Source organism: uncultured Erythrobacter sp. (genome assembly GCF_947492365.1).
In the GTDB taxonomy this organism is placed as follows: Bacteria; Pseudomonadota; Alphaproteobacteria; order Sphingomonadales; family Sphingomonadaceae; genus Erythrobacter.
Genome location: NZ_CANLMB010000001.1, coordinates 304,574 through 330,214, shown reverse-complemented (window position 1 = coordinate 330,214; position 25,641 = coordinate 304,574). Strand labels below are relative to the sequence as shown.

Genomic DNA, 25,641 nt, shown 5'->3' with positions numbered 1-25,641 from the left:
GCAACACTTACGCTTGCGTCAGGTTGTCACGCATTTGAAACATGCTTACGTCCCGATTGCAGAGCTCGAAAACGGGCCGAAGCTGTTGATCCTCAGCAGTCCTGCGGGAGAATACCTTGCGACAATTGCAAGGCATGGATTCCTCGTTCGTAGCGTTGGAATCGAAGAATTCGCCGATGCATATCGGCAGTGTGCTGATCTACAATCCGGCAACGGCACCGGGCGGTTTCGTCCGCTTTAAAGACATTCTCGATTTCATCGGATCACGCATGCAATTGTCCAAGACAATGCGGCAGCGTCTGGTGCGCGTTCCGTTCGACCTCGATTATCCGTATTGGATCGAGGATCCGGATTTCGATCTCGAATATCACGTCCGCCATGTTGCCTTGCCCAAACCGGGCGATTGGCGGCAATTGTGCATCCAGGCCGCGCGCATTCATGCCCGGCCGCTCGATCTCGAACGGCCGCCATGGGAGTTCACCGTGGTTGAGGGGCTGGACAATGTCCGCGGCTATCCAAAGGGCTGCTTTGCATTCGTCACCAAGGTCCACCACGCTGCGATCGACGGGATGAGCGGGATCGACCTGATGGAGGCGCTGCACACGCTCGCGTCCGACACGCCGCCGCCGAGCAAGCCTGACAATTGGAAGCCCGAGAAAGTGCCGAACCCGGTCGAGCTGCTGGGCAAGAGCTATGTCAACGCGCTGCTCAACCCGCTCAAACAGGCGCAAGTGGCCGCGCAAGCTGTCCCCGGCATCGCCAATGCGATCAAGGGGCTGGTGACCAAGCAGTTCAAGGTCAGCAGCGACATGGTGCCGCCGCGCACCCGCTTTAACCGCTCGATTTCCTCGCATCGCGTGATCGAAGGGCGCACATTCGACCTCAAAGAATTCAAGTCGATCCGCGCGCTTGTGCCAGAGGCGAAGGTCAATGACGTCGCGATTGCGGTGATCGGCGGCGCACTCAACAAATATCTCACCGCCAAGGACGACCTGCCCAAAGGCACGATGACCGCGATGGCTCCGATCTCGGTCCGATCGGGCGATGAAAAGGGCGATATGGGCAACCAGGTTTCGGCCATGGTCGCACCGCTCGGCTCGCATATCGCCGATCCGAAAGAGCGGCTGGCCTATGTCTACGGCCAGACGAGCAATTCCAAGGCGATGACAGGCGCAATCGGCGCGCGCACCATGACCGAGGTGAGCAAGGTCAATCCGGCGCTCTACATGGCACTGGGCGCACAATTGTTCAGCCGCGTCAGCCTTGCCCACAGGGTGATGCCGTTCAACACGGTCGTGACCAATGTTCCCGGCCCGCCGGTCCATATCTATTCGAGCGGCGCGCGGCTTGAAAGCATGGCGCTCTCGCTGATCTGTCTGACCGACGGATTGGGCCTCGCCCATGTCGTGCAGTCCTATGTCGGGGAAGCCTATATCAGCTTCACCGCCTGCCGCGACATCATGCCCGACCCGGAATTCTACGCGGAATGCTTGCAGGAGAGTTTCGACGAGCTGCTGGCAGCCGCAAAGGCGCAGGGAACGAAAGCGCCTGCAGGAAAGGCGGCTCCGAAGAAAGCGGCTCCGAAAAAGGCTGCGGCCAAGAAAGCGCTAGCCAAGAAAGCGCCAGCCAAGAAGGCACCGGCGAAGAAGGCACCGGCGAAGAAAGCTCCGGCCAAGAAGCCGGCAGCCAAGAAAACCAGAACCAAAACAAAAACCCCGAGGGAGAGCAAATAGTGGCGAGTATCGCAGCAGAGGCAGGACCGGATATGTCAGAATCTGGCAGAGCCCCCATGCGCGGACCAAGGCGCATCTTCACCCTCACTGAAGGGCGCGCCATGTTCGAGCTGGGTGCGTTTTTTGCGACGCGTCCGCTGCTCGGCACCCTCCCCAAGGGTGACGGCCACTCGGTCCTGTGCCTGCCCGGTTTCATGGCCACCAACAGCTCGACTGCGCCGATGCGCGGCCTGCTCAATCAGCTGGGATATGACGCCCACGGCTGGGATTCAGGCCGCAACCTGCGGGTCGATAACGAGCTGGTGGAGCGGCTCGAAAGCCAGATCACCCGCCTTTACGAGGCCAGTGGCCGCAAGGTCTCGCTGGTCGGCTGGAGCCTTGGCGGTGTGATCGCGCGCGAGCTGGCAAAGCTCCATCCTGACAAGGCGCGGCTTGTCATCAGCCTCGGCAGCCCGATCACCAATGATCGCAACGTGTCCAATGCGCGCAAATTGTTCGAGATGCTCAACGGCGCGCAGCCTGAGCCGCAACGCGAGGGCCGCTTCCTTGCGCTAGGCGAAGCGCCGCCTGTGCCAACCACTTCGGTGCTGACCAAGACTGACGGGATCGTCCATTGGCGCGGCAGTGTGCAAGAGGACACGCATGATGAATGCGAGAACATCCTCGTCCATGCGAGCCATTGCGGCCTCGGCGTGAACCCCAGCGTGATGGTGGCACTGGCAGACCGGCTGGCGCAGGATGAAGGCGCATGGAAGCCCTTCAAAGCGAAGGCTTCGCACCGCTGGATGTTCCCGCGCTTTACGCCGGATTGACGCTCAGAACAGCTTGCGCAGTTCAATCCCGACATAGCGCCCGACCGGATCGATCAGGAACGGTTGGTAGGGGATCGGCGTGTCGCCGCTCTCATCCGTCACGCGGCGGCGCGCGTCGAAAATATTGTCCGCGCGCAGCGAGATTCGGGTGTTCTTCAGCGCGCCCTCATTCGATCCGATGAGCTGCCCCAGTTCGGAAAACACGCGCAGGTTGAAGGTCGCCAGATCGTCAATGAACAGGTCGCTTGCCCCCGGCTGACCCGACCCGTCGAGCCGCGCTTCGCCGACATATTGCGCCGACAAACGCGCGCCTATCCCCGAACCGAAAATCCCCGCACTGAGCCGCGAAGAGTGCCGCGCGAGCCCGAAGGCTCCCGTCCCCTGCCCGTCCAGCTGGTCGAGCGGCGCAAGGCCCGGCGCGATCAGGATCTGGTTATCCAGCTCGATCGCGTGGTTTAGCGAGATGAAATAGCGGAAGCCGCGAAAATTGCGCCGTTGCAAAGGGTTAAAGCCAGGTGGCGGGCTGCCCGATGCTGGGCTCGTTCCTTGCTCGCCGCCTCGACCAGCCCCGCCCCTGCTGGCAGGATCACGGCTGCAAATCCGCTCACGCGCCTGCTCCAGCCGCTCGGGATCGACACTGCCATCTTCACCGCGCACACGGTTGAGCAACCGCTCGATCCGCGAGGGATCCATGCCGGGGATGATCGCGCTCACATCCTCGCCATTCTGCACCGCTTCGACGAGACGCGTGAGCACCTCCATCCCGTCATCGGCGCAGACCTGTTCGCGCAATTGCTGGAACGCGGCGCGTTGTTCTGGGCTTGGTGGGCCGCCCGGTCTGCCGCCTGCGCGAGGTCCACTGCGCGTCGGTCGATCTGCTCGCGCTACACCTCCACGCGCGCCTTGTTCCTGAGGGTTGCCCGCACCGATCGACCCGCGAATGAACAACCCGATATTGAGCCGCTCGGCGCGCGTCTCGGCAAAAGTTACCGAGCGCTGGTCAATCGCGACCAGAGTCCCGCTCGCATTGCGCGTGACTCGATCGGGAAATGCCGCCTCGATCTCGGGCGTGATCTGGGGAAAGCCGCTGGTCACATCGTCAGAGCGATTGCGGACATATTCGAAATTTACCCGCGCGCGGCTCCAGAACGGCAGCTGCCAGTTGGCGGCAAATTTCCAGTCGCGCTGCGTCTCGGCCAGCAGGCTCGGATTGCCGCCGCTCGTCACCGTAGCCAGCACCGTCTCGCCATTGGTGAAGTCGAAAACGGGGGTGTTCAGCGTGACGATTTCAGGACTGCCGAGCGCGCTGAGACCGGGAGCGACCTCCCGCATGATATAGGTCGCGGACAGGTTCAGGCTATCGAATGGCGACCAGTTCAGGCCGATTGTGTAGTCGCCCAAAGTCCCGAAGTCGGAAAGCCGTTGCAAGCCGACCTGTGTGCTCAGCGAAAAGCTGCCCAGCGCATCGGCAAAGCCTGTGCGTCGGCTGGTGATCGGGATGACGAGGTTCACGCCCGTAGACAGGTCGCCGCGCGTCAGATCGACCGGCAAGGGGTTGCGCGTGTCCGAACTGCGAATGTTCGACCAGTCATAGCCCAGATCGAACGTGGCAAGCAGCTCGCCAGCAGGCAGCCGTGCAATCGGCCCCCTGAGCGTCGTGAGCGTCTGCGCGCTCAGCCCGCGCTGGCTCGCAATGTCGACCCCGGCATCGACGGTTTGAGGCAGCGCCCCGTCCAGCGGCAGCGTTCCCGCTAGTGCTTGCGCCTGCAAGTCAGCCGTGTCGAAACGGCGGTCGATGGTCTGCGTGTTCTCTGAAAGCCCAGCGTTGAACGTGCTGGTGAGACGGAAGGCGTTGACCACTCTGGTCAGTGATCCGGAAGTGTTGAAGATGTCCTCTGCGGTGCGCTGTTCCAGTGGAGACTGCTCGCCAATTGTCCTGAGCACGCTGTCACCCGCGGGATCGGTCAACACCACCGTATTTAGGCCTCGCAGGCTCAGGCGGTCTGTGCGCGTGTAATTGGCATTGGCCGACACGGACGTGCCGCTGTCGATGAAAGCTTTGGCCCAGCTGATATTGGCCTCGAGCGAGCGCGCATCGGCGACGAGGCTGCGGAATTCGGCCTGATCGGGGTCGCCCGCGACGTCCGAAACCGAAACGGGGGTCTGGATGATATCGCGCTCATCCTCGGTCAGCAGCGAATTGTCCGACGCCTCCAAGTTGACGTTGATCCGCGCGCCATCGGCGATCTGGAGGAAACCCAGCTCTTGCTCGCTGCGGTAGAACCCGCCGCGCGACGGACCTTCCAATGCCAGCTCCACCTCGGCATTGCGGTAATTGTCTTTCAGAATCAGGTTCATCACGCGGCGATCGGGCGGAAATCCGAAACGCTGGGCGACTTCCTCGGGAAACACCTCGACCCTCTCGAGAGCCTCGGGAGGATAATTGGAAAATTCGCGGAAAGAGCCGACGCGAATGCCGTTTATCAGGATCACCGGCCGGCCACCGCCGCCGCGACCTCGCGCAGAACCGGATTGCTCGGTCAGCTGGGTGACAAGGTCGGCAATCGAAGTGACGCCTTCAGCCGCAATATCCTCTGCGCCAAGCTCCAGCAACGGGGCCTGCTCCACATCGAGCTGCCCGCGAAGCCGCTCTCCGCGCACAACGATTGTGCCTTCGCTAGTGTCGGATTGGACGTCCTCGGCCTCGCCCGTCCCTTGCGCAAAAGCGGGCTGCCCGCCGATTGCGGCGGCGCAGACGCTGACCAAAAGCGCGATCCGGGGGAGGAGGTGGCGGGGCATTCAATCCCCTTTCGGGGCTAGTGATTGGATGTGCAAGCGCCTGAATTGTATCGCTTTGCACCGCAATGGGTTTAAGTGGCAAAGTGTGGGATAGGTGCGACGGTCCGATCCCGAGTGCGTGCATGCTCTCTCAGCGCCCTTTCCTTTTCCTCTCGCCATCGCTAAACGGCGCGCCCAGAGCGATAAATATATGCGGTGCAATACCTAATCACCGCGCGAAATTTTAAAGGAAATACATGGCCAAGGAAGAACTTCTCGAAATGCGCGGGCGCGTCGTCGAGCTGCTGCCCAATGCGATGTTCCGGGTAGAGCTTGAAAACGGCCACGAAGTGCTGGGTCACACAGCGGGCAAGATGCGCAAAAACCGCATCCGCGTGCTGGTCGGTGACGAAGTGTTGTGCGAGCTGACGCCGTATGACCTGACCAAGGCACGCATCACCTACCGCTTTATGCCCGGCCGTGGCGGACCCGGTCAGGGCCCCGGCCCTTCATAAGCTGACGCGCCGATGAGCGCGCTTCATCTCACCCTTGCTTCTGCCAGCCCGCGTCGCCGCGACCTGCTCGCGCGTCTGGGTGTGGAGCCCGATGCCGTCACCCCTGCTGATATTGACGAGAGCCCGCTCAAGGACGAGCGCCCGCGCGACTATGCGCTGCGGATGGGGCGTGAGAAAGCGCTGGCGGTAGAGGCTTCGGGCTTTGTGCTCGCGGGCGACACCGTGGTCGCCGCCGGACGCCGCATCCTGCCCAAGACCGAGGACGAGGCCGAAGCGCGCGCCTGCCTCAAGCTGCTGTCCGGACGCCGCCACACCGTCCTGACCAGCGTAGTCCTGCGCGCTCCCGATGGCACTGTGCGCGAGCGGCTCAACGAGAACACCGTGCGTTTCAAGAACCTCTCCGAAGAGGAAATCGCTGCCTATCTCGCCAGCGGCGAATGGCGCGGCAAGGCTGGCGGCTATGCGATCCAAGGCGCAGCCGAAGGCCTCGTCCAGTGGATCAAGGGCAGCCATTCGGGCGTAATGGGCCTGCCGCTGTTTGAAACACGGGCGCTGCTGAAATCGGCGGGGTTCGACATTGGCTGAGTGGGTCTACGAGGAAAGCTTCGGAGAAAAGCGCGCACTGCTGATCGAAAATGATCAGGTGCTTGCCGCGAGAATGCATTGGCTCAGTTCGATCACAGCCGGTGCGATCATCATGGCGCGGGTGATCACCCGCCGACAGGGCTCACCGCGCGGCCTTTGCCGTTCGCCAGACGGTTTCGAGATCAATGTGAGCGACCTGCCCCCCGAAGCGAGCGAAGGCCGTGATGTCCGCATCATCATTCACCGTGAACCGATGGCGGAACGAGGGCGATTGAAACGGGCACAGGGGCGGCACTTTCACGAGAATGCACCGCCTTTGCCGCCAGCATCGGTCCTGGGCGAAGGCAAGGTTGTCAGAAAACTGCCGGACGGGCTTTGGGAAGACGTGTGGGCCGTCGCCAGCGAAGGCGAGCTGGCATTTGACGGCGGCAGTCTGGTCTTGAGCGTAACACCGGCAATGACGCTGATCGATATTGACGGGCAGGGTTCACCGCGCGAGCTTGCGCTTTCTGCGATCCCGGCAATCGCAAAAGCGCTGCGCTGGCTGAATATCGGCGGCTCTATCGGAGTGGATTTTCCGACGATTGCCGACAAAGCTGGCCGAAAAGAGGTCGATCAGGCGCTCGCGGCGGCACTGGCCGACTGGCGGCACGAGCGCACCGCGATGAACGGTTTTGGCTTTGTGCAGATCGTGTCGCGCATGGAAATGCCGTCGCTCCTGCACCGCTTGGAGAATTCTCGTGCCGAGGCGTGCGCGCGTTATCTTTTGCGGCAGGCGTCTCAGTTGGAAGGCGCGGGGAATATCCATATTTCGTGCAATCCCGCCGTGCGAAACGCGATGCCTGATGATTGGCTGATCGAACTGGGCGAGCTGGCCGGTCGCAATCCGGATGCGATCATGTTCGAAACCAATCGCACCCTTGCCCTTGACGCCGGACATGCCCAGTTAGTCGCTGCATGACAAAGCGTACAAAACCCTGTCCCATCTGCAAGAAACCGCGTGAGGAGGACTTTGCGCCGTTCTGCTCGCAAAGGTGCAAAGACCGCGATCTCGCGCAGTGGTTTGGCGATGGCTATTCGCTGCCCGGTGAGCGGGTAAACCCCGAGGAGATCGCGCAGCAGGAATGGGATCAGCTCGATTAGCGCCCAAATCGCGCTTTCCCCGGGTTTCACCCCCATTTCCCTCTTGCCAAGCGGAGCGCGCTTCGCCATAGCGCCGCTCTCATTTGCTCGCCGGAGTTGCTAAAAGCTCCGTCGCCGCAGCGAATGCCCGGGTAGCTCAGGGGTAGAGCAGCGGATTGAAAATCCGCGTGTCGGTGGTTCGATTCCGCCCCCGGGCACCATTCGCTGACATGCAAATCCTTATTGGGGTAAATCGACGCATGACCCGCCGCACCAAAATCTACGAAGGCAAGGCCAAGGTTCTTTACGAAGGCCCTGAACCCGGCACGATCATTCAATATTTCAAGGATGACGCCACCGCCTTCAACGCGGAGAAAAAGGGCACGATCAACGGCAAGGGCGTGATCAACAATCGCATCAGCGAGCATGTGTTCACCCGCCTTTCGCATATCGGCATCCCAACGCACTTCATCCGCCGCCTGAATATGCGCGAGCAGTTGGTCCGGCAGGTCGAGATCATCCCAATCGAAGTGGTCGTGCGCAATGTCGCGGCAGGTTCGATTTGCAAGCGGCTGGGCCTGGAAGAAGGTGAACCGCTGCCGCACACTCTGATCGAGTATTATTACAAGGACGACGCGCTGGGCGACCCGCTGATCTCCGAAGAACACATCGCCTGCTTCAACTGGGCGAGCCATGAGGAAATGCACGACATTTCGAGCATGGCGATCCGCGTCAACGATTTCATGTGCGGCATGTTTGCAGGCATCGGCATCCGTCTGGTGGACTTCAAGCTGGAGTTCGGCCGCCTGTTCGATGGCGATTACAGCCGCGTGATATTGGCGGACGAGATCAGCCCCGATGGCTGCCGTTTGTGGGACATGGAATCGGGCGAAAAGCTCGACAAGGACCGCTTCCGCCGCGATCTGGGCGGCGAAGAGGAGGCCTACCGCGAAGTCGCCCGCCGCCTCGGCCTGCTGCAGGGCGAGGACAATGGCCCCGGCGAAGTGCTCGACATGTCGAGCCACCGGTCACGCCTGCGCGGCACTCCGCCCAAGAAGTAATCCGCTCTGCAGGTTGTTCAAGCGCATCCAGTTAGTTCTGGACCTGCGCGCAGCTTTGCCTATCCTCGAATTCTCGGGCTTCGGGGGGACAGCCAATGATGCGAGCGGTGCGAGTATGGGCGGTTTTTGCCGCGCTGCTGCTCGCCCTGCCCTCTGCAGTCTCGGCGCAGAAGGTCGCGCTGGTCATCGCCAATTCGGATTACGAACACACCTCGCAGCTTGCCAACCCTTCAGGCGATGCGGCGCTGGTCGCGGGTGCCTTGCGCGAGGCCGGGTTCGATACGGTTGAAATCGCCGAAAACCTCGCGCGCGGCGAGTTCATGGAGCGCCTGCGCGCCTTTCGCGATCTGGCTGACGGCGCGGATGCAGCGCTGGTCTATTATGCCGGTCACGGTGTCGAGAGCGACGGGCGCAACTGGTTGGTGCCCACTGACGCGGCGCTGCAAGCAGAGCGCGACATGCCGTTCGAAGCGGTCGAGCTCGAACGTATTCTCGATACGCTTTATGGCGCGAGCCTGCGGATCGTGGTGCTCGATGCATGCCGCAACAACCCGTTCGCCAATCGCTGGCAAGGCGAAAACCGTGATGTCGCGCGCGGTCTCGCCCCGTTTGAAACCGACGATATGCTGGTGATCTATGCTGCCGCACCGGGTGCGTTTGCCTTTGACGGAGCGGATGGCAATTCGCCCTTCGCGCTCGCACTGGCACGGCGGATCGTGCAGCCGGGACTGCCGGTGCAGATGCTGGGCGGGATGGTGCGCGACGATGTGCTGGCCGCAACCGATGGCGACCAGCGCCCGTTTATCTCGGCCTCGATGACAGGCCGCCCGCTCTTTCTGGTCGATGGCCCTGACACGCAGCTGGCGTGGCTGACCAGCCTCTATGCCGAGGGAGGCGAGACCGCAGGCGATGCTCCTGCGCTAGTCGATTACAGTGAGATGGTTGCCTCACTCGATACCACGCGCAGCGTTGCGGCCGAAGACAGCGCATCGCTCGACGAGCATGTCTGGTTGGAAACGCTCAAACTCGACAATGTGGAGGCCTATCGCGCCTATCTCGCCGAGTTCCCGCAAGGCGCCTATGCCCGCTTTGCCGAGGCGAATATCGCGCAATTGCTCGACCCGACCGCGACCGGCGGAGAGATCAACAGCGAGACGCCGTGGATCATCTCGCTCGGGGCCGCCCTGCCCGATCGCTATGCCGTGGATCTCGGCGCCTCCATGCCGATCGACGGGGTGTGGCGCATTTCGACCAATGATCGCCGCCTGAGGATCGAGCGCGGGCGCGCCTTTGCCGTCGATGGCTGGAACCATGCGCTGCTGTTCCGCGTCGAGCCCGAGCAGGTCACGATGGTCGATATTCGGCGCGACGAGCCGGGGCTCTATCTGGGCCGCGACATCCTGCTTAATGGCGATGCGCGGATGAGCCTGCGCGCCGATGGCAATCTGGATGTGCGCGTGGGCACTTTCCCCTTTCCGGTGCATTTCGTGCTGATCCGCGAGGCGCTCGACGATCCGCAGGCGCTCAGCGCTGAAATGCCCGATTAAGCGGCTTCGCCACCTTGTTCTCACCGCGTTCCTAGGGCAGCAATGATGGTTATGGATTTCCCGAAAATGCGGCTGACCGCCGGTCTTCTCTTCGCCATTTCGTGCCTTGCATCCTGTGCGACGCTCGACGCTGGCGGCGCTCCCGATCAAGTCGTTGAGGTTGCGGCCGCGCCAGCCGAACAGCCGGTCTGGTATTTCGAGCAAAGCGATCTGCCCGTTGATCCGGATTATACATTTGGCCAGCTCGACAACGGAATGCGCTACATCCTGCGCCAGAATGCCACCCCCGAAGGAACTGCTCTGGTGCGGATGCGGATCCATTCGGGATCGCTTGCCGAGACGGAAGAAGAGCGCGGATTGTCGCACTTCCTCGAACATATGGCCTTCAACGGATCGACCAACATTCCCGAAGGCGAAATGGTCAAACTGCTCGAGCGCGAAGGGCTGGCCTTTGGCGCGGACACCAATGCCTCAACCGGCTTTGAAACAATCACCTACATGCTCAACTTGCCGCGCAATGAAGAGGAATTGCTCGATACCGCGCTGATGCTGATGCGCGAAACCGCCAGCGAGTTGACCATTGCCGAAGATGCAGTCGAGCGCGAGCGCGGTGTGGTGCTGGCCGAACGGCGCGACCGCCGCAATTTTGCGCAGGCCGCGCGCGAGGACGGTTTCGCGTTCACGACTCCGGGCGCGCGATACGTTGATCGCCTGCCGATCGGCACGCTCGAAGCGCTCGAAAACGCCTCGGCTGCCCAATTGCGAGCGCTTTACGAGCGGACCTACACCCCTTCCAACACCGTGCTGGTGATCGTCGGCGACTTTCCGGTCGAGGTGATGGAGGCGGCCTTGCGTGAGCGGTTCACTGACTGGCAGGCCGCTCACGCCCCTGCCGAGCCTGCAACCGGCCCGGTCGACATCACTCGCAGCGGGCTGACCGACATCTACACCGACCCGGCTTTGTCGGAGAGTGTAACGATCACCGTGCTCGGCCCATGGACCGACCGTCCAGACAGTAGCGCCAATCGCCGCCGCAACCTGGAGCGCTCGATTGCCTACAGCATCATCTCGCGCCGCCTCACCCGGCTTGCCCGCGCAGAAGATGCGCCTTTCCGTCAGGCTAGATATGGCAGAGGTGACATTTTCGAGGACGCGAGCACCAACTCGATCACGATTGCCAGCGAAGACGGCGAATGGCGCAAAGGGCTGCTCGCCGCAGTGCGCGAGGTCAACCAGGCGCTGACCTATGGCTTCACACAGGCCGAATTGGACGAACAGCTCGCCAACACCCGCACAGCGCTTGAGAACCGCGTCTCGGGGGCCGAAACCCGCAGCAATACGGCGTTTGCCGGTAGCGCGCTGCGGCTTGCATCGGATGATGTCGTGCCGACGACGCCGCAATACACGCTTGAACAATTTGAATCCTATGCAGGCGAGATAACGCCGGCGTCGATCTTTGCTCTGCTGCGCGAAGAGGCCTTGCCGCTCAACGCACCGCTGATCCGTTTTCAGGGCCGCAATGCTCCCGAAGGCGGAGAGGAAGCTTTGCGCAGCGCTTTCACAGAAGCCATGGCGCTGCCGATTGCGCCGCCGCAAGACACCGGCGCAGTCGAATTTGCATACGCCGATTTCGGCGAGCCGGGCGAAGTGGTGTCGGACACGCGCGAGGAGCGGCTTGGCCTGCGCCTCATCACCTTTGCCAACGGCGTGCGGCTGACACTCAAGCAGACGGATATTCGCGAAGACCGTGTGAGTTTCCGCGTGCTTGTCGATGGCGGCAATCTCCTGAATACGCGTGAGAACCCGCTCAATACCTATCTGGTTGGATCGCTTTCTGCGGGAGGTCTAGGCCAGCACAGCCTCGACGAATTGCAGAGCATCATGGCCGGGCGCAGTGTCGCGCTGCGCGTTTCGAACACTTCCGATGCGTTCAGCTTTGCCGGAGGCACGACCCCGCGCGATCTCAATTTGCAGTTGCAGCTCATCACCGCCGGCCTGACCGATCCGGGTTATCGTCCCGAAGGGGTCGAGCAGTTCCGGCGGGGAATCGAGAACTTCTTTATGTCGATGGGCTCAACTCCCGCGAGCGCCTATGGCACGCAGCAGGGAGCAATCCTGTCAGACAATGATCCGCGTTTCAGCCTGCAAAGCAAGGATGCTTTCTTCGCGCTCGACTATGGGCAATTGCGCGATGTGATCGCGGACCGCTTCGCAAGCGGAGCCATCGAAGTGGCGCTGGTGGGCGACATTGACGAAGACACCGCGATTTCCGCAGTCGCCGCAACGCTCGGCGCTCTAGACATGCGCGAAGCCGATTTCCTGCCGCGTGAAGAGGCTCGCACCCGCTCCTTCACCCAGACACGCGGTGAACGCATCATCCGTCACACGGGCGAGGCGGATCAGGCATGGGTGCGCATGGTCTGGCCAACCCGCGATGACAGTGACTTCACCGAAACGATGGAGCTGGCGCTGCTGGGCCGAGTCGTCCGGCTCGAACTGACCGAAAGGCTGCGCGAAGATCTGGGCCAGGCCTATTCGACGCAAGCGAGCAATTCATCGAGCCGGACCTATCCCGGCTACGGGGTGTTCACTATTTCCGCTCCGGTTGCGACCGAAGAGGTCGAGACGGTGCGCGGCGTTATGCGCGATCTCATCGAGGAATTGCGCAGCGAACCGGTCGATCCCGATCTTATCGATCGCGCGCGCCAGCCGATGCTCGAAGCCTATGACAATTCGCTCAAATCGCTGGGCGGGTGGATGAGCCTTGCCACGCGGGCGCAAAGCCAGCCTGAACGGCTCGACCGGTGGTTTGCCGGTCCTGACACGCTGCGCGCGGTGACGCCGGAAGACCTGCTCGACGCAGCTCGCCGCTACCTTGAACCCGATTCCGCAGTCGAGTTTCTGGTGTTGCCTGAGGAAGAAACCGAGGAAGATGACGGTTGATTGTCGCAGGGCAGCGATTGCACCTTGGCGCAACCACGCTATAGGCTCGCGCTAATCCAACACAAAGCAGGACCAAAGCGCCCATGAAAGTTCGCATCCTAGTCCGTCTCAAACCCGGCGTGCTCGATCCGCAGGGCCGCGCGGTGCATCACTCGCTCGGCAGCCTCGGTTTCGAAGGGGTCGAGGATGTGCGCATTGGCCGCATGATCGAGATGGATGTCGCTGACGGAACAAGCGACGAGGCTCTCACCAAAATGTGCGAGCAACTGCTCGCCAATATGGTGATCGAGGATTACGCCATCGAAAAAATGGACGGCGTGAAGGAGCACGCCTGATGGGTTTTAACGCCGCTGTCGTCACCTTCCCCGGCTCCAATTGCGACCGCGACATGGCGGTGGCGATAGAGGCGGTAACAGGCACTCCCGCTCTCAGGGTCTGGCACGGCGATGCAGACCTGCCCGACCGGCTCGACTTCATCGCGCTGCCGGGCGGGTTCTCCTACGGTGACTATCTACGCTCTGGCGCGATGGCAGCCAAAAGCCCGATCCTGCGCGCAGTTGTTTCCGCAGCCGAGCGCGGCGTTCCGGTTCTCGGCGTGTGCAACGGCTTTCAGGTGCTCACGGAAAGCGGGTTGCTGCCCGGCGCGCTGATGCGCAATGCGGGGCAGACCTTTGTGTGCCGCACGGTCGAACTCGAAGTCGCCAACACGACCTCACCCTTCACCAGCACGTTCGACGCCGATACGCGCCTGCGCATTCCGGTCGCGCATCATGATGGCAATTACTTCGCGGACGAGGCGACATTGGACCAGCTTGAGAGCGAAGACCGCGTGGCCTTCCGCTATGCTGAAAACCCCAATGGATCGCGCCGCGACATTGCCGGTGTGCTCAGCGCCAATGGCCGCGTTCTTGGCATGATGCCGCACCCCGAACGCGCAATGGAACCTGCCGCGCACAGCAATATGGGCGGCGCAGACGGACGCGCGATATTCGAGAATGTCGTGAAGAGCCTGGTCGCAGCCTAAAGCAGCCGATCAGGCGCGCAAGCGATTGGCTTCCTCGCTGAACAGGCGGATTGCTTCCTCATTCGACATCGGGCGGCCGAAATAGAAGCCCTGAATCTTGTCGCAACCCAGATTGCGGATCAGTTCAGCCTCATCCGCATCCTCGACCCCTTCGGCGGTCGTGGTCATGTTCATGCTCTTCGCCATCGCCACAACGGCGTTGATGATCGCCAGGCTCTCATTCGAGCCCTGCGCGGCCCCTTGGACAAAGGTTCGGTCGACCTTGATCGTGGAGAAGCGCAGCTTGCGCAGGTAGCCGAGCGAGGAATAGCCGGTGCCGAAATCATCGAGAGCGATCGAACAGCCCAGCGCCATCGCCTGTTCAAGCGCATTACGCGCCACACTGGCATCGCGTAGGAAGATGCTTTCGGTCACCTCGATCTCAAGCCGGTCTGGCCGCAGACCGCTGGCCGAGAGCGATTCGACGACGTCCTGATGGAAATCGGGTTCGAGCAGCTGCTCAGGTGAGACGTTGACATTGACCTTGACGTGGTCAGGCCAGTTGCGCGCCTCGAAGCAGGCCTGACGCAGCACCCATTTGCCAATCGGCACAATCAGGCGCGTGTCTTCCGCTAGCGGAATGAACTTGCCCGGGCTGACAAAGCCGTGGTCCGAACTGTTCCAGCGAACAAGCGCTTCAAAGCTGACAATGCTCTCGCTTCGCGCATCGACGACCGGCTGATAATGCAGCACGAATTCATCGAGGCCGAGCGCCTTGCGCAGCGAAACCTCGAGCTGGCGACGTTCCTCTGCCGATGCGTGAAGCACAGGTTCGAACCGGCAATGTTCACCGCCCCCTGCATCTTTGGCGCGATACAGCGCGAGGTCGGCGTTGCGCATCAGTTCTTCGACGGTCTTGCCATCTCGCGGACCGATTGCCGAGCCGACGCTGGCACCGACATAGAGCGTGTGCTGTTCGACCTGATAGGATTCTGACAGCGTATTGATGACTTTCTGCGCAAGCGACTGCATCACGCCCAGATCGCTGGCATCGCGGATGACAATCGCAAATTCGTCTCCGCCAAGACGCCCGACCAGCGCGTTCTCGCCCATCAGCGCCTGAAGCCGTGCAGAAACCTGCGCGAGCAATTTGTCGCCGGTTACATGGCCGAGCGAATCGTTCACCGATTTGAAGCGGTCGAGATCGACCATCAGCAACGCGCAGCGCGTGCGCCACTTCGCCGAATATTCGAGCGCCTCGCCCAATGCCTCGGTCAGCATCAAGCGGTTTGGCAGCGAAGTGAGCGTGTCGTAACGCGCGAGATAGGCGATCTTTTCAGAGGAGGCGCGCTGCTCGGTTACATCCGAACCGACACCGCGGAATCCGGTAAACTTGCCGCGCTCGTCTCGAATGGGAGTGCCAGAAAGCTCCCACCAGCGCTCTTCGCCCTTGATTGAAACCTGGACGAACAGGTTGGAGAAATTCTCGCGGTTGCGCAGCCGCTCGGCAAGCTCGTGCAGGCTCGTTGGCAGTGTACCGTCCTTCCAGCCGGGACCGGCAATGCATTCGAGCAGCGGGCGACCTTCGATCTCGGCTTCGTGATCGCCAAGCGCAAAAGCGAAACGGGGACTGACCGAGCGCATCCGGCGCTGCGTGTCGACCTCCCACAGCCAGTCAGCCTCGTTCTCTTCAAACTCGCGCAGCAGGAGCGAGACGACCTCTTCCTTTTCGGTGATCGCCTCTTCGGCAATCCGCGCGGCGAGGAATGCACGGCCAACCTCGATTGTTCCCAGCATAGTCATGACAGTGAAGATCAGCATGGAACCGGCAATCGCCCAGCTCTCATGCAGCATGAAATGCGTGGCAGAGCCGCCTCCGACAATTCCCGCAAAAATCATAATGCTAAGCGGTGATGTCGTGTAGAAATAGATCGAACCAGCGATCACCGTCAGGAGGATGATCAGTAACGCCATCGCCTCTTCACCGGTGCCAAGGGCAGAAAACTGTAGGACTGCCAGCGTCCAAAGAACACCAGACAAGACCGCCGTGCTCAGATGGTTGGCAAACTCGCGATTGGTGATCTTTCTGCTTTCAGCATCGGCAAGTTTGCGATCAATCATAGTGCCGCGAAAGTGGACAGATGCGAGCGCCAGCAACCAGAGGCCAACCCAGATCGGCCCGACGCTGTCGAGATACATATAGGCGACGATGAGGCCCATAATCGCATGGGCATAGGCGCGGTAGAATGTCAGCCTTGCGACCGCTGCATATTGCAATCCGCGCAGGCGCGACCATTCGAGATCGCCCTTGTCTGAAAAGCCAAGGACGGTCGCGATCGGCAATTGCTGGCTGATTGCCGCAGGAGTATTGGATTTTCTATCGCTCACAACGGCGCAGATTAACCGCGAAAGGTTAGCTCGCGGTAAAGTTCTGACACAAAATTTCGCGTTCCGGCAGGCGCATTTTACCTCGGGAAAAGCCGATTATTCAACCGTTACCGATTTGGCCAGATTTCGCGGTTGATCCACATCTGTGCCCTTAACCACTGCGACGTGGTAAGCCAGCAATTGCACAGGGATCGCATAGACCAACGGCGCGATCAGCGGGTGGACAACCGGCATTTCGATTGTGGCGAGGCAGCCCTCGCCCGCATCGGCGATACCCTGAGCGTCGGAAATCAGCACAACTTTGCCGCCGCGCGCGCGCACTTCTTCCATGTTGGAGACGGTCTTTTCAAACAGCGGCCCCGAAGGCGCGATCACCACCACAGGCACATCGTCATCGATCAGTGCAATCGGGCCGTGCTTCATCTCGCCAGAGGCATAGCCTTCGGCATGGATATAGCTGATTTCCTTGAGCTTTAAGGCGCCCTCTAGCGCCAGCGGAAAGTCCTGACCGCGCCCCAGGTAGAGCACATCACGCGCCGGAGCGATGAGCGGCGCGATTTCAGCGATGTCGTCATCATGGTTGAGCGCTTCGTTCAAAGCGGCAGGCGCTTCGAGAAGGTGAGCGACCACTTCCTTCTCTTCCTCGCGCGAAAGTCTGCCCTTTTTCACCGCCATATGCGCCGCCAGAGCGGCCAGAACGGCCAGCTGGCAGGTGAAGGCCTTGGTCGAGGCAACTCCAATTTCGGGGCCCGCATGGGTGGGCAAGAGCAGATCCGCCTCGCGCGCCATCGAGCTGGTCGGAACATTGACGACAACGCCGATAACCTGCCCCGCTTCCTTGCAATGGCGCAAGGCGGCGAGTGTGTCTGCCGTCTCTCCGCTTTGCGAGATGAACAGCGCAAGGCCGCCCTCCTCGAGCACAGGATCGCGGTAACGGAACTCCGATGCGACATCGATATCGACCGGCACGCGCGCAAATTGCTCAAACCAGTATTTTGCAACGAGGCCAGCGTAATAGGACGTTCCGCAGGCGACGATGGTCAGGCGCTTGATCGCCGAAATGTCGAAATCGAATTGGGGGAGAGCAACCGAATTATCCTCACGCCGCAGATAGGAGCCGAGCGTTTGCGCAACCACGGTTGGCTGCTCGAATATCTCTTTCTGCATGAAGTGGCGGTAATTGCCCTTCTCCACCGCCGCTGCCGAAGCGCCCGAGGGCTGGATCGGGCGTGTGACCGGGTTGTTTTGCGCGTCAAAGACCTGCGCCTTTGTCCGCCCGACAACCACCCAGTCGCCCTCTTCGAGATAGGTGATGCGCTGTGTCAGCGGGGCCAATGCAAGCGCGTCGGACCCCAGGAACATCTCGTCCTCGCCGTAACCCACCACCAAAGGCGAGCCGAGCCGAGCGCCGACCAGCAGATCGGGATATTGGCGGAACGTGATCGCCAATGCGAAGGCACCGCGAAGGCGCGGCAGCACTTCTTGCACAGCGTCGAGCGGGTCTAGTCCGCGCTCGATCTGGGCCGAAACCATATGCGCGACGACTTCGCTGTCGGTTTCGCTTTCGAATGTGCGCCCATTTGCGGCCAGTTCGGCGCGCAATTCCTTGAAGTTTTCGATGATGCCATTGTGAACGATGGCAACCTCGCCGGTGGCATGGGGGTGCGCATTCGCGGCGGTGGGGGCGCCATGCGTGGCCCAGCGCGTATGCGCGATGCCAACCGTGCCGGGCGCGGGATCATTCTCCAGCACGCCCACGAGGTTAAGCAGCTTGCCCTCCGCGCGGCGGCGCACCAACTCGCCATCGTGCATGGTGCAGATGCCGGCGCTGTCATAGCCGCGATATTCCATCCGCCGTAGGCCATCGACCAACCGGTCGGACACAGCGTTCGAGCTAACAATGCCGATAATGCCGCACATATTTAAGCAAATTCCCTCTGTTTCACTCGCCAGCCGTTAACCGTGAAAAGTTGAATAAGACTTGAAGCGCTTGCTGTCGCCTATCGTCAGCTCCGTTCTGGCACTGGTGACGGTTTGGCCTGCGGTTTCAGCCCGTCGCGCCATAGGTAAAGTCCGGCGGCAATAATCAAACCTGCGCCCAGCAATGTGAGCCCGTCCGGCACCTCGTCGAAGAATATCCAGCCCAGAATGACCACCACCAGCATCTGGACATAGATCGCCGGAGCGACCTGCGCCGCGCCTGCCCGGCTGGTGCCGATATAGGCAAGCCAGTGCGCGGTGCTGGCAGTTGCAGCGACAATTGCGCATCGCAGGACCACGTCCCAGCTTGGCCAGTCAAAATCGAGCGCGGTGATGCCCGACAGTTTCGCTCCTGACGAAATCAGGATCAGGATCGGCGCGCAGAATGCCGCCACAAAGACCTGCATCGACAGCGCGCTGCCTTGCCCCGCACTGGCGCGATTGGAGATCATCAGCAGCGCAAAGAACACCGCCGAGACAAGCGGCAAGAGCGCTCCCCAGCCGAGCAGTGCGAGATTGGGCCGCAAGATGATCGCCACCCCGGCGAGCGCCACCAGCGAGATCAGATAGACCTTGCCGCGCACTTTCTCTCCCAGCAGCGGGCCTGCCAGGATTTGCGTGAGGATGGGCGAAAGGAACGCTATCGCCATCGCCTCTGCCATGGGCATGATGTAGAGCGCCGAGAAGAAGCAGACTGACGCAAAAGCAAGGCAGGCCCCGCGTGCAATCTGCAACGGCCAGTTGCGTGCGACAAAGGCTCCGCGCCCCTCCTGCCGCCACAACAGCGCCGATAAAACCAGCGCGCCGATGCTGAACCGCAGGGCGGCAACCGCATAAGCAGGCCACTCGCCCGCCATGCTCTTTACCACCGCATCGCCGCAAGAAAGCACGGCAAATCCGGTCACCGCATAGGCAACACCGCTGCGTTCACTCGGGGTCATCGAAGCAGGCTCACAATCGCAATCATGCGCGCGCCGTGGGCCAAGCTTTTGCAAAAGGCAAGCCACCTCGCTCACGCCCTCACTCACTCGCCAGAATTCATGGTTTACGATTGCTTAAGAGCCTCTGGCTAACACCGCTTTCAAAGGGCGTCACTTTGCGCGTCCGAGGGGCCCTTACGATCTAATGACAAAACTCATCATCCAGATACCCTGCCTCAACGAGGCCGAAGTGCTGCCTGCGACGCTGGCCAAGCTGCCGCGCAGCCTGCCGGGGATCGACGTAATCGAATATTGCATCATTGATGATGGCAGCTCTGACGACACTTCGGGCGTAGCCAAGCGTTGGGGTGTGCATCACATCGTGCGCCACCGCCGCAATCGCGGCCTTGCCGAAGCATTCCGCAACGGGGTCGACAGATGCCTTGCCGAAGGCGCGGACATCATCGTCAACACCGATGCGGACGGCCAATATGAAGGCGAGGACATCGCCAAGATCGTCGCGCCTGTCGCAGCGGGTGAAGCAGATATCTGCATCGGCGACCGTTCCGTCAGCAACAACGCGCATTTCGGCGCAGGCAAGCGCATGCTCCAGCGTCTCGGCAGCTATGTCGTGCGCACGCTCTCAGCTACCGACATCACCGATGCCGTCAGCGGTTTCCGCGCAATCAGCCGCGATGCTGCCCAGCGCATCAATATCACCACCGACTTCAGCTACACGACCGACATGCTGATCCAGGCGGGGCGCAAGCGGCTTGCGATCACATCGGTGCCAATCCGCACCCATGCCGCAACGCGCCCCTCGCGCCTGTTCAAGTCGATCCCGCGCTTTATTCAGCAAACCGGCGTGACGATCCTGCGCGCCTATACGACTTTCAATTCGCTGCGGGTCTTTGTCGGCCTCGGCATGCTGGCGACTCTGATCGGGCTCGTTCCGATTGGCCGTTTCCTGTGGTTCTATGTGACCGGTGACGGCGATGGGCATATCCAGTCGCTGGTGATCGGCGGCGCTCTTCTGACAGTCGGCGTGCTAGTCGCGACTTTGGGCATTCTGGCGGATCTGATCGCGACAAACCGCAAACTGCTCGAAGCCAATATGCTCAAGCTGCGCCGGATCGAGGAAAAGCTGGCGGAGCGCGATGCCGTGCAAGCGGCCGCCGAACCGGAACAACCTGACGAGCCTGCCCGCAAGGCTGGCTGAGGCAAAAGATGAGCCGCATGGACGCCATCGAAGTCCCCCTGACAAACACCACCGCCAAAGACCATTCGCGTCTGGCGATCATCGCGCTCGCGGTGATTGCGGTGCTGCAAGTGCTGTTTGCACTCGACCGCACGATCAACTGGGACGAGTTTTATTTCTACGGCCAGATCGCCGATTTTACCCAAGGCGAGGCGCTCAAGCCGCTTCAGACACTCCACGTCCAGCTTTTCGCCTGGCTCCCCGGATCGGCGACCACCGGCGTCGACGGGATCGTTATCGGGCGGCTCGTCATGCTCGCCTGCGCCTTTGCCACGGCGGGCTGCGTTGCCCTGATCGCGGGTAAGTTTGCACGGCGTGAATATGCGCTCACCGCAGCGCTTGTGTGGCTTGCGGCGGGTTTCACCATGCAGCACGGCTGGTCATTCCGCACTGATCCGCTCGCCGCCATTGGAGTCGCAGCTTCGCTCGCGGTTCTGGCGCGCGCGAGGCTCTCACCCCTTTGGATCGTGCTGGGTGGAGCGTTGATCGGCGTCGCGGGGATGTTCAGCCTCAAGGCGATCCTGTTCGCTCCGGCCTTTGCAGGATTGGCATGGCTGCGCTGGTCCGAAGCCCGCTTCAGCACCGGCTACGCAATGCGCATAGCGGCGATCCCGCTCGCTGGGATCGCCACTTTCGCCGCGCTCTATCTGTGGCATGGCTCAGCGCTCGGCAATGGCGATGCATCAACCGGCACTGCCTATGCGAGCAGCGTCGGCGGTGACATGCTGTTTGCCGGTTGGCCGATCTATCTCCACTTCGCGATCAAGGCCGCGATCCTTTCGATCGCCGCTCTGGGCGCGATCATTGTCACCATCTCGACCTTGGGCACGCGCCGCCGGGACGAGGCGATTGCGCTGGTGGGTCTCATCGCCCCGCTCGCCGCTTTGCTGATCTACCGCAACACTTTGCCCTATTTCTATCCCATGATGCTCGCTCCGGTAATCGCCGCCAGCGTTGTCGGTATCGCCGCAATTGCCGAGCGTTATGGCTTGCGCCTGTTCATTCTCTACACCGCGATCAGCGGCTGCGTTGTGTGGATCGTTGACGGTTCGAGCCGTCAGGACGAGCAGCGCGAGATCCAGCTCGCAGCGGACGCAATTTTCGATGAACCGGTCGGCTATTTTGATTTTCCCGACATGCTCCCGCAGCACCGCAAGGCCAACGGATTCCTCACCAGTTGGGGGATCGAAAGCCTCTATCGCGGCGGGCCCGGCTATTATCGAGCCATCCTTGAGAACGAGACAGTGCCGCTGGTCCTCACCGCCGATCCCGAGCAGAATGCGAACCTGCTTGCGATCATGGAGGAAGGCGAGAACCAGCGCTTTTTCCACGCCGAAGAACGCGACGTGTTGCGCGCGACCTATCGCCATTTCTGGGGGCCGTTCTGGCTGGCAGGCCGCGAGGTTGCGGCGGGCCACTCTGAGCGGGTGGAGGTGTTGGTGCCCGGACCCTACACCGTAACGGGCGGCCCGATTTTGATCGATGGAAACGAGCGCCCCCAAGGTATGGTGATCACGCTGAGGCGCGGCTTTATCGAGCTTGCCAATCCGGGCGAGGCGCCGGCGGGCATCATCTGGGGCGAGCGGCTGGAGCGACCCGACATGCCAGTGCCAGAGCGCCCATACTGGCGCGGATTCTGATAGATGACCGCGATGCCAACCGATCTTCCCACGCGCTCTGCCGACAGAGACACAAACGTGCGGGTGCTGTTCATCACCCGCAAATGGGGGCCTGCCGTGGGCGGGATGGAGACCTATTGCGAGCGCCTTACCGAAGAGCTTGCCAAGCATCGCCCGGTTGATGTGATCGCGCTTGAAGGCCGCGCCAATGGTCAGCCGCCGAGCGCCGCGTCATTGCTCTTCTTTCCTTTTACAGTGCTTCGCCGCCTGATCGGGCAAAGCGAAAAGCCTGGAATCGTCCATATTGGCGATATGGCGATCTGGCCGCTGGCGCTGATGGCGTGGCTGTTCTTTCCCGCGGCGAAAATGGTGATCTCCGCCCATGGGACCGATGTGTCCTATGGAGCGCGCGGAGGCATTCGCGGCTCGCTCTACAATCTATATCTCGCTTTGGGTGCGCGGCTGCTCGCAAAGGCGCGCGTCATCGCCAATTCGCGCGCAACCCGCAATCGGCTCAAACAGATCAACTGGAACTGTTCGGCCGTGGTCCCGCTTGCGACCGATCTACGCGGCGAGCCATCGGCCGACTACGACGCCAGGCAGCTTGTGTTTGCTGGCCGCCTGATCCGCCAAAAGGGGCTGAGCTGGTTCGTTGCCGAGGTGCTCCCACTGCTACCCGCAGACATCCGCCTGACCGTGATCGGCACGCGCTGGGACAGCAGCGAAGAGTCCGCGCTCGAACATCCCGGAGTCGAGTTTCTCGGGCCTCTCCCGCAAGCCGAACTCGCGCGCCACTTTGCGCAGGCTGCCTGCGTTGTGATCCCCAATGTTGAGCGCTCCAATGGCGAGTTTGAGGGTTTTGGCCTGATCGCTCCCGAAGCGGCGAGCGCAGGCGGCGTCGTTCTCGCCGCGGCGACGGGAGGCCTCAAGGATGCGGTGATCGACGGTGAAACCGGCTTTCAAATCGCTCCGGGCGATCCGCAAAGCTGGGTGAGCAAGATCACCGAAGTGCTTGATTGGAGCGCTAAAAAGCGCAGCACCTTCCTCGCCCGATCTCAAACCAAGGCGCAAAGTCACTATACCTGGAGCCGTGTCGCGGCTGAGACTGCCGAGGCCTATTCCAGCTAACCGCGCTTGCGATTGCGCAGCGACTTTAGCGCCGTCCCCGGATCGCTCAGCACAGCGCGCGCGAGATAGGGCAAGTGCCTCCGCGCGTGCCAAGCAAACGCCGTAATGGCCTTTGGTGAAGACAGAGCTCCACCGCGCGACAAAGCAGCATCAGCGAGCAGGCCTGCCGTGGTTTTGCGCAGCCAATCGTAATGCGAGCCTATCTCGTCATGCTCGACCATGGCGTCCGCTCCCGCAATGGCAGCTTGGATTGTCGGCACATCGGCTTTCGCGTTGTAGGAGAAGAGCGCGATCAACGGTTCAAGCTTGGCGGCGACATCAGAGGGCAACCTTGCGACAAGGTTCGCCCGTCCGATCTGTGCACAATTCTGCGCCTGCTCATGCCGCTTTGCATGCGTGATCGCGCCGACGTGACGACGATATTGGATCAGGACATCAGGCAGTCGCCGCGTCGGTCCGATCTTCGCCAGCCTGCTCCACAGATCGAAGTCCTGCGCAGTTCGATAGGTCTCATCATAGCGGATTGGCACTCGGCCATCAGGGCAGCGCCTGAAGAAATAGGTGGGATGCGGCGCGGGCGGGTTCCAGCCAAGCAGCCAGCGCACTTGCCAATCATCCAGCGGATCATCGACCGTACCGATTTCGCGGCCCTCCCCGTCAATCATGGCCCAGCCGGACGTGATGCCAACATATTCTGGATGCTCGCGCATACAAGCGAGCTGCACTTCGAGCCGGTTAGGAAAACACACATCATCGGCGTCGATCCGCGCGATGTATTCACCCTTTGCCTCAGCAAGCCCGAGATTGAGCGATTTTGTGAGGCCAATATTGCTCGCATTGGTGAGGATACGAATGCGCGGATCGGCCTTGGTAGCCGCCGCCAGCATAGCCGCCGATCCATCGCTCGACGCGTCATCGACAATCAGAAATTCGTAATCGGCAAAGGTCTGCGCTGCGACGCTCGCCAAAGTCTCTGCCAGAAACTGCTCGCCATTATGGACGGCCATCAAAACGGTGACGGCAGGCATTACTGGGCCTCGACCTCGACCAGATAGAGCGCGCGGTAGCCTTCATGGGTGGAATCGATCACCACTTTCGAGCCATCGCGCGACCAGCGCGGGTGCAGGTCGCAGCGCCATTCGTCCTGATAGCTCTTGTCAGCCCAAAGCCGCCCCAATTCGCGCCGTTCGTCTGCGTCCTTGTCGAGCACGAACAGCGTCTGCTCGCCATAGAGATCGGGGTATGTGTCTGTGACCCACGTGCCGCTTTCATGGTGGAGGCTGGGATGCCCATCAACGCCGGGCATGGCCTGCGATAACGCGCTCAAAGACCCATCACGGCAATCGAAGACGACATAGTTCGACGCGATGCCCTTGTTCGATGTGTAGGCGATCCGGTCTTCGTCCAGCCACCAATAATGCGACGCGCGCCCGTCAAGCGGCACGCGGATCAAACCGCTGCCATCGCAATTGCCGACAAAGGCATCGACCGTCCATGTGTGCGCATCCAAGGGGTCAGGCAAACGCTTGTAAAGAACAGTAAAACGGGTGGCTCTAGGACTCAGCAAAGCGGCGTTGAGATAGTGATATTGACCAAGGTTTGCGCCTTCCACTTCCCGCGCGAAGCGGGGCAGCGAATAGGCCAGTTCAGCCTTGCCTGATGCAAGATCCACCAGCGTCACTCCATCGCCATCCGGCATGTTTTCGCGGCGATAAGGATCATCGAGCAGCGGGTAGCCATAGCCCGGCCGGCAATTCGCCAGCCGTCCGAAATTGAGCGATAACCCGACGCCTTGCTGCTCATTCGCATCGAAAAGCGGCACATCGCTTTGCTTGCGAATGCCCCCGCCCTCATCAACGAGGCAGTGCGCAGGCGCACCTTCGAACATCGCGTTAAAGGCGAGTGTGCGCGGCCCTGCACTGTCCCACCATCGCAGCCGCGCGCCCATCTGCCAGCACCAGAGATGCGTTTCGGCCAGCGCGTTCCAATCGCCCGTTTCAATATCGAACCAGCCTATCGCGGCTGCTTCTTTACCCGTCAGAGCCGTTCGCGCAGCGCCTGAGGCATGGGCGAGAACCGCCTTGCCATCTTGGGAAACCGGCTGGATTTCATAATATCCTGCAAAGGTCTCATGCCCTGCCACGCGATATTCGCGCGCATCGGGCGCTTTGGGCAGTTTACCGCGTGCTGCCCGCGCCGCGCGCAGCACCGGCGGCAGTATCTGCGTTTTCAATCCCCGACGCACTGGT

General features: G+C 61.4%; 20 protein-coding genes and 1 tRNA gene. 15 read left to right on the top strand and 6 right to left on the bottom strand.

Annotated features, from left to right (window positions below):
• Window positions 1-134: 134 nt before the first annotated feature.
• Window positions 135-1,733, top strand: coding sequence for a wax ester/triacylglycerol synthase family O-acyltransferase (locus tag Q0887_RS01565; RefSeq protein ID WP_299195167.1), 1,599 nt, complete (start codon window positions 135-137; stop codon window positions 1,731-1,733).
• The gene (locus Q0887_RS01560; protein ID WP_299191770.1) at window positions 1,733-2,545 is read left to right on the top strand and encodes an alpha/beta hydrolase; all 813 of its coding nucleotides are present in this window, start codon (window positions 1,733-1,735) and stop codon (window positions 2,543-2,545) included. The genes Q0887_RS01565 and Q0887_RS01560 overlap by 1 nt, the downstream gene beginning before the upstream one ends.
• A gap of 3 nt (window positions 2,546-2,548) precedes the next feature.
• On the opposite strand, the gene Q0887_RS01555 is transcribed toward Q0887_RS01560, so the two are convergent.
• Window positions 2,549-5,344 carry a hypothetical protein gene (locus Q0887_RS01555; protein WP_299191768.1) on the bottom strand — a complete coding sequence of 932 codons (2,796 nt, stop codon included), beginning with the start codon at window positions 5,342-5,344 and terminating at the stop codon, window positions 2,549-2,551.
• Between the two features lie 236 nt (window positions 5,345-5,580).
• Between Q0887_RS01555 and infA the strand changes: the two genes are divergently transcribed.
• From infA to purQ, 10 genes are all read left to right on the top strand, one after another.
• A complete protein-coding gene (gene infA / locus Q0887_RS01550) occupies window positions 5,581-5,838 on the top strand; it encodes a translation initiation factor IF-1 (RefSeq protein ID WP_299191767.1) in 258 nt (85 codons plus the stop codon).
• A 12-nt stretch (window positions 5,839-5,850) separates the two neighbouring features.
• Window positions 5,851-6,423, top strand: a complete 573-nt coding sequence (locus Q0887_RS01545; RefSeq protein ID WP_299191765.1) for a nucleoside triphosphate pyrophosphatase — start codon at window positions 5,851-5,853, stop codon at window positions 6,421-6,423.
• Window positions 6,416-7,384, top strand: a complete 969-nt coding sequence (locus Q0887_RS01540; protein ID WP_299191763.1) for a ribonuclease E/G — start codon at window positions 6,416-6,418, stop codon at window positions 7,382-7,384. The genes Q0887_RS01545 and Q0887_RS01540 overlap by 8 nt, the downstream gene beginning before the upstream one ends.
• Window positions 7,381-7,566, top strand: coding sequence for a DNA gyrase inhibitor YacG (yacG, locus tag Q0887_RS01535; protein ID WP_299191761.1), 186 nt, complete (start codon window positions 7,381-7,383; stop codon window positions 7,564-7,566). The genes Q0887_RS01540 and yacG overlap by 4 nt, the downstream gene beginning before the upstream one ends.
• A 125-nt stretch (window positions 7,567-7,691) precedes the next feature.
• A tRNA-Phe gene (locus tag Q0887_RS01530) sits at window positions 7,692-7,766 on the top strand.
• 39 nt (window positions 7,767-7,805) lie between these two features.
• Window positions 7,806-8,606, top strand: a complete 801-nt coding sequence (purC, locus tag Q0887_RS01525; RefSeq protein WP_299191760.1) for a phosphoribosylaminoimidazolesuccinocarboxamide synthase — start codon at window positions 7,806-7,808, stop codon at window positions 8,604-8,606.
• A gap of 95 nt (window positions 8,607-8,701) precedes the next feature.
• Entirely contained in the window at window positions 8,702-10,153 is a 1,452-nt protein-coding gene (locus tag Q0887_RS01520) for a caspase family protein (RefSeq protein WP_299191758.1), read from the top strand.
• 51 nt (window positions 10,154-10,204) lie between these two features.
• Window positions 10,205-13,096, top strand: coding sequence for an insulinase family protein (locus Q0887_RS01515; protein WP_299191756.1), 2,892 nt, complete (start codon window positions 10,205-10,207; stop codon window positions 13,094-13,096).
• Window positions 13,097-13,179: 83 nt separating this feature from the next.
• A complete protein-coding gene (gene purS, locus Q0887_RS01510) occupies window positions 13,180-13,431 on the top strand; it encodes a phosphoribosylformylglycinamidine synthase subunit PurS (RefSeq protein ID WP_299191755.1) in 252 nt (83 codons plus the stop codon).
• A complete protein-coding gene (gene purQ, locus Q0887_RS01505) occupies window positions 13,431-14,120 on the top strand; it encodes a phosphoribosylformylglycinamidine synthase subunit PurQ (protein WP_299191753.1) in 690 nt (229 codons plus the stop codon). The genes purS and purQ overlap by 1 nt, the downstream gene beginning before the upstream one ends.
• Before the next feature lie 9 nt (window positions 14,121-14,129).
• Here the strand turns inward: purQ and Q0887_RS01500 are convergent, their stop codons facing one another.
• The 3 genes from Q0887_RS01500 to Q0887_RS01490 form a co-directional block, all read right to left on the bottom strand.
• Window positions 14,130-16,487 (bottom strand): GGDEF and EAL domain-containing protein, encoded by a 2,358-nt coding sequence (locus Q0887_RS01500; protein WP_299191751.1) that lies wholly within the window; start codon window positions 16,485-16,487, stop codon window positions 14,130-14,132.
• Window positions 16,488-16,583: 96 nt separating this feature from the next.
• Window positions 16,584-18,407: a glutamine--fructose-6-phosphate transaminase (isomerizing) gene (gene glmS / locus Q0887_RS01495; RefSeq protein WP_299191750.1), complete on the bottom strand. Its 1,824-nt coding sequence runs from the start codon at window positions 18,405-18,407 to the stop codon at window positions 16,584-16,586.
• Between the two features lie 86 nt (window positions 18,408-18,493).
• Entirely contained in the window at window positions 18,494-19,408 is a 915-nt protein-coding gene (locus Q0887_RS01490) for a DMT family transporter (protein ID WP_299191749.1), read from the bottom strand.
• Between the two features lie 184 nt (window positions 19,409-19,592).
• Here Q0887_RS01490 and Q0887_RS01485 point away from each other — a divergent pair, with 184 nt between their 5' ends.
• The 3 genes from Q0887_RS01485 to Q0887_RS01475 are packed head-to-tail and all read left to right on the top strand — an operon-like array spanning window position 19,593 to window position 23,392.
• The gene (locus Q0887_RS01485) at window positions 19,593-20,606 is read left to right on the top strand and encodes a glycosyltransferase family 2 protein (protein WP_299191747.1); all 1,014 of its coding nucleotides are present in this window, start codon (window positions 19,593-19,595) and stop codon (window positions 20,604-20,606) included.
• An 8-nt stretch (window positions 20,607-20,614) separates the two neighbouring features.
• A complete protein-coding gene (locus tag Q0887_RS01480) occupies window positions 20,615-22,285 on the top strand; it encodes a hypothetical protein (RefSeq protein ID WP_299191746.1) in 1,671 nt (556 codons plus the stop codon).
• A gap of 3 nt (window positions 22,286-22,288) precedes the next feature.
• On the top strand, window positions 22,289-23,392 hold the full coding sequence (locus tag Q0887_RS01475; protein WP_299191744.1) for a glycosyltransferase family 4 protein: 1,104 nt from the start codon (window positions 22,289-22,291) through the stop codon (window positions 23,390-23,392).
• Here Q0887_RS01475 and Q0887_RS01470 read toward each other — a convergent pair.
• Window positions 23,389-24,420: a glycosyltransferase family A protein gene (locus Q0887_RS01470; RefSeq protein ID WP_299191742.1), complete on the bottom strand. Its 1,032-nt coding sequence runs from the start codon at window positions 24,418-24,420 to the stop codon at window positions 23,389-23,391. The genes Q0887_RS01475 and Q0887_RS01470 overlap by 4 nt on opposite strands.
• Window positions 24,420-25,625, bottom strand: coding sequence for a hypothetical protein (locus Q0887_RS01465; RefSeq protein WP_299191741.1), 1,206 nt, complete (start codon window positions 25,623-25,625; stop codon window positions 24,420-24,422). The genes Q0887_RS01470 and Q0887_RS01465 overlap by 1 nt, the downstream gene beginning before the upstream one ends.
• Window positions 25,626-25,641 lie beyond the last annotated feature (16 nt).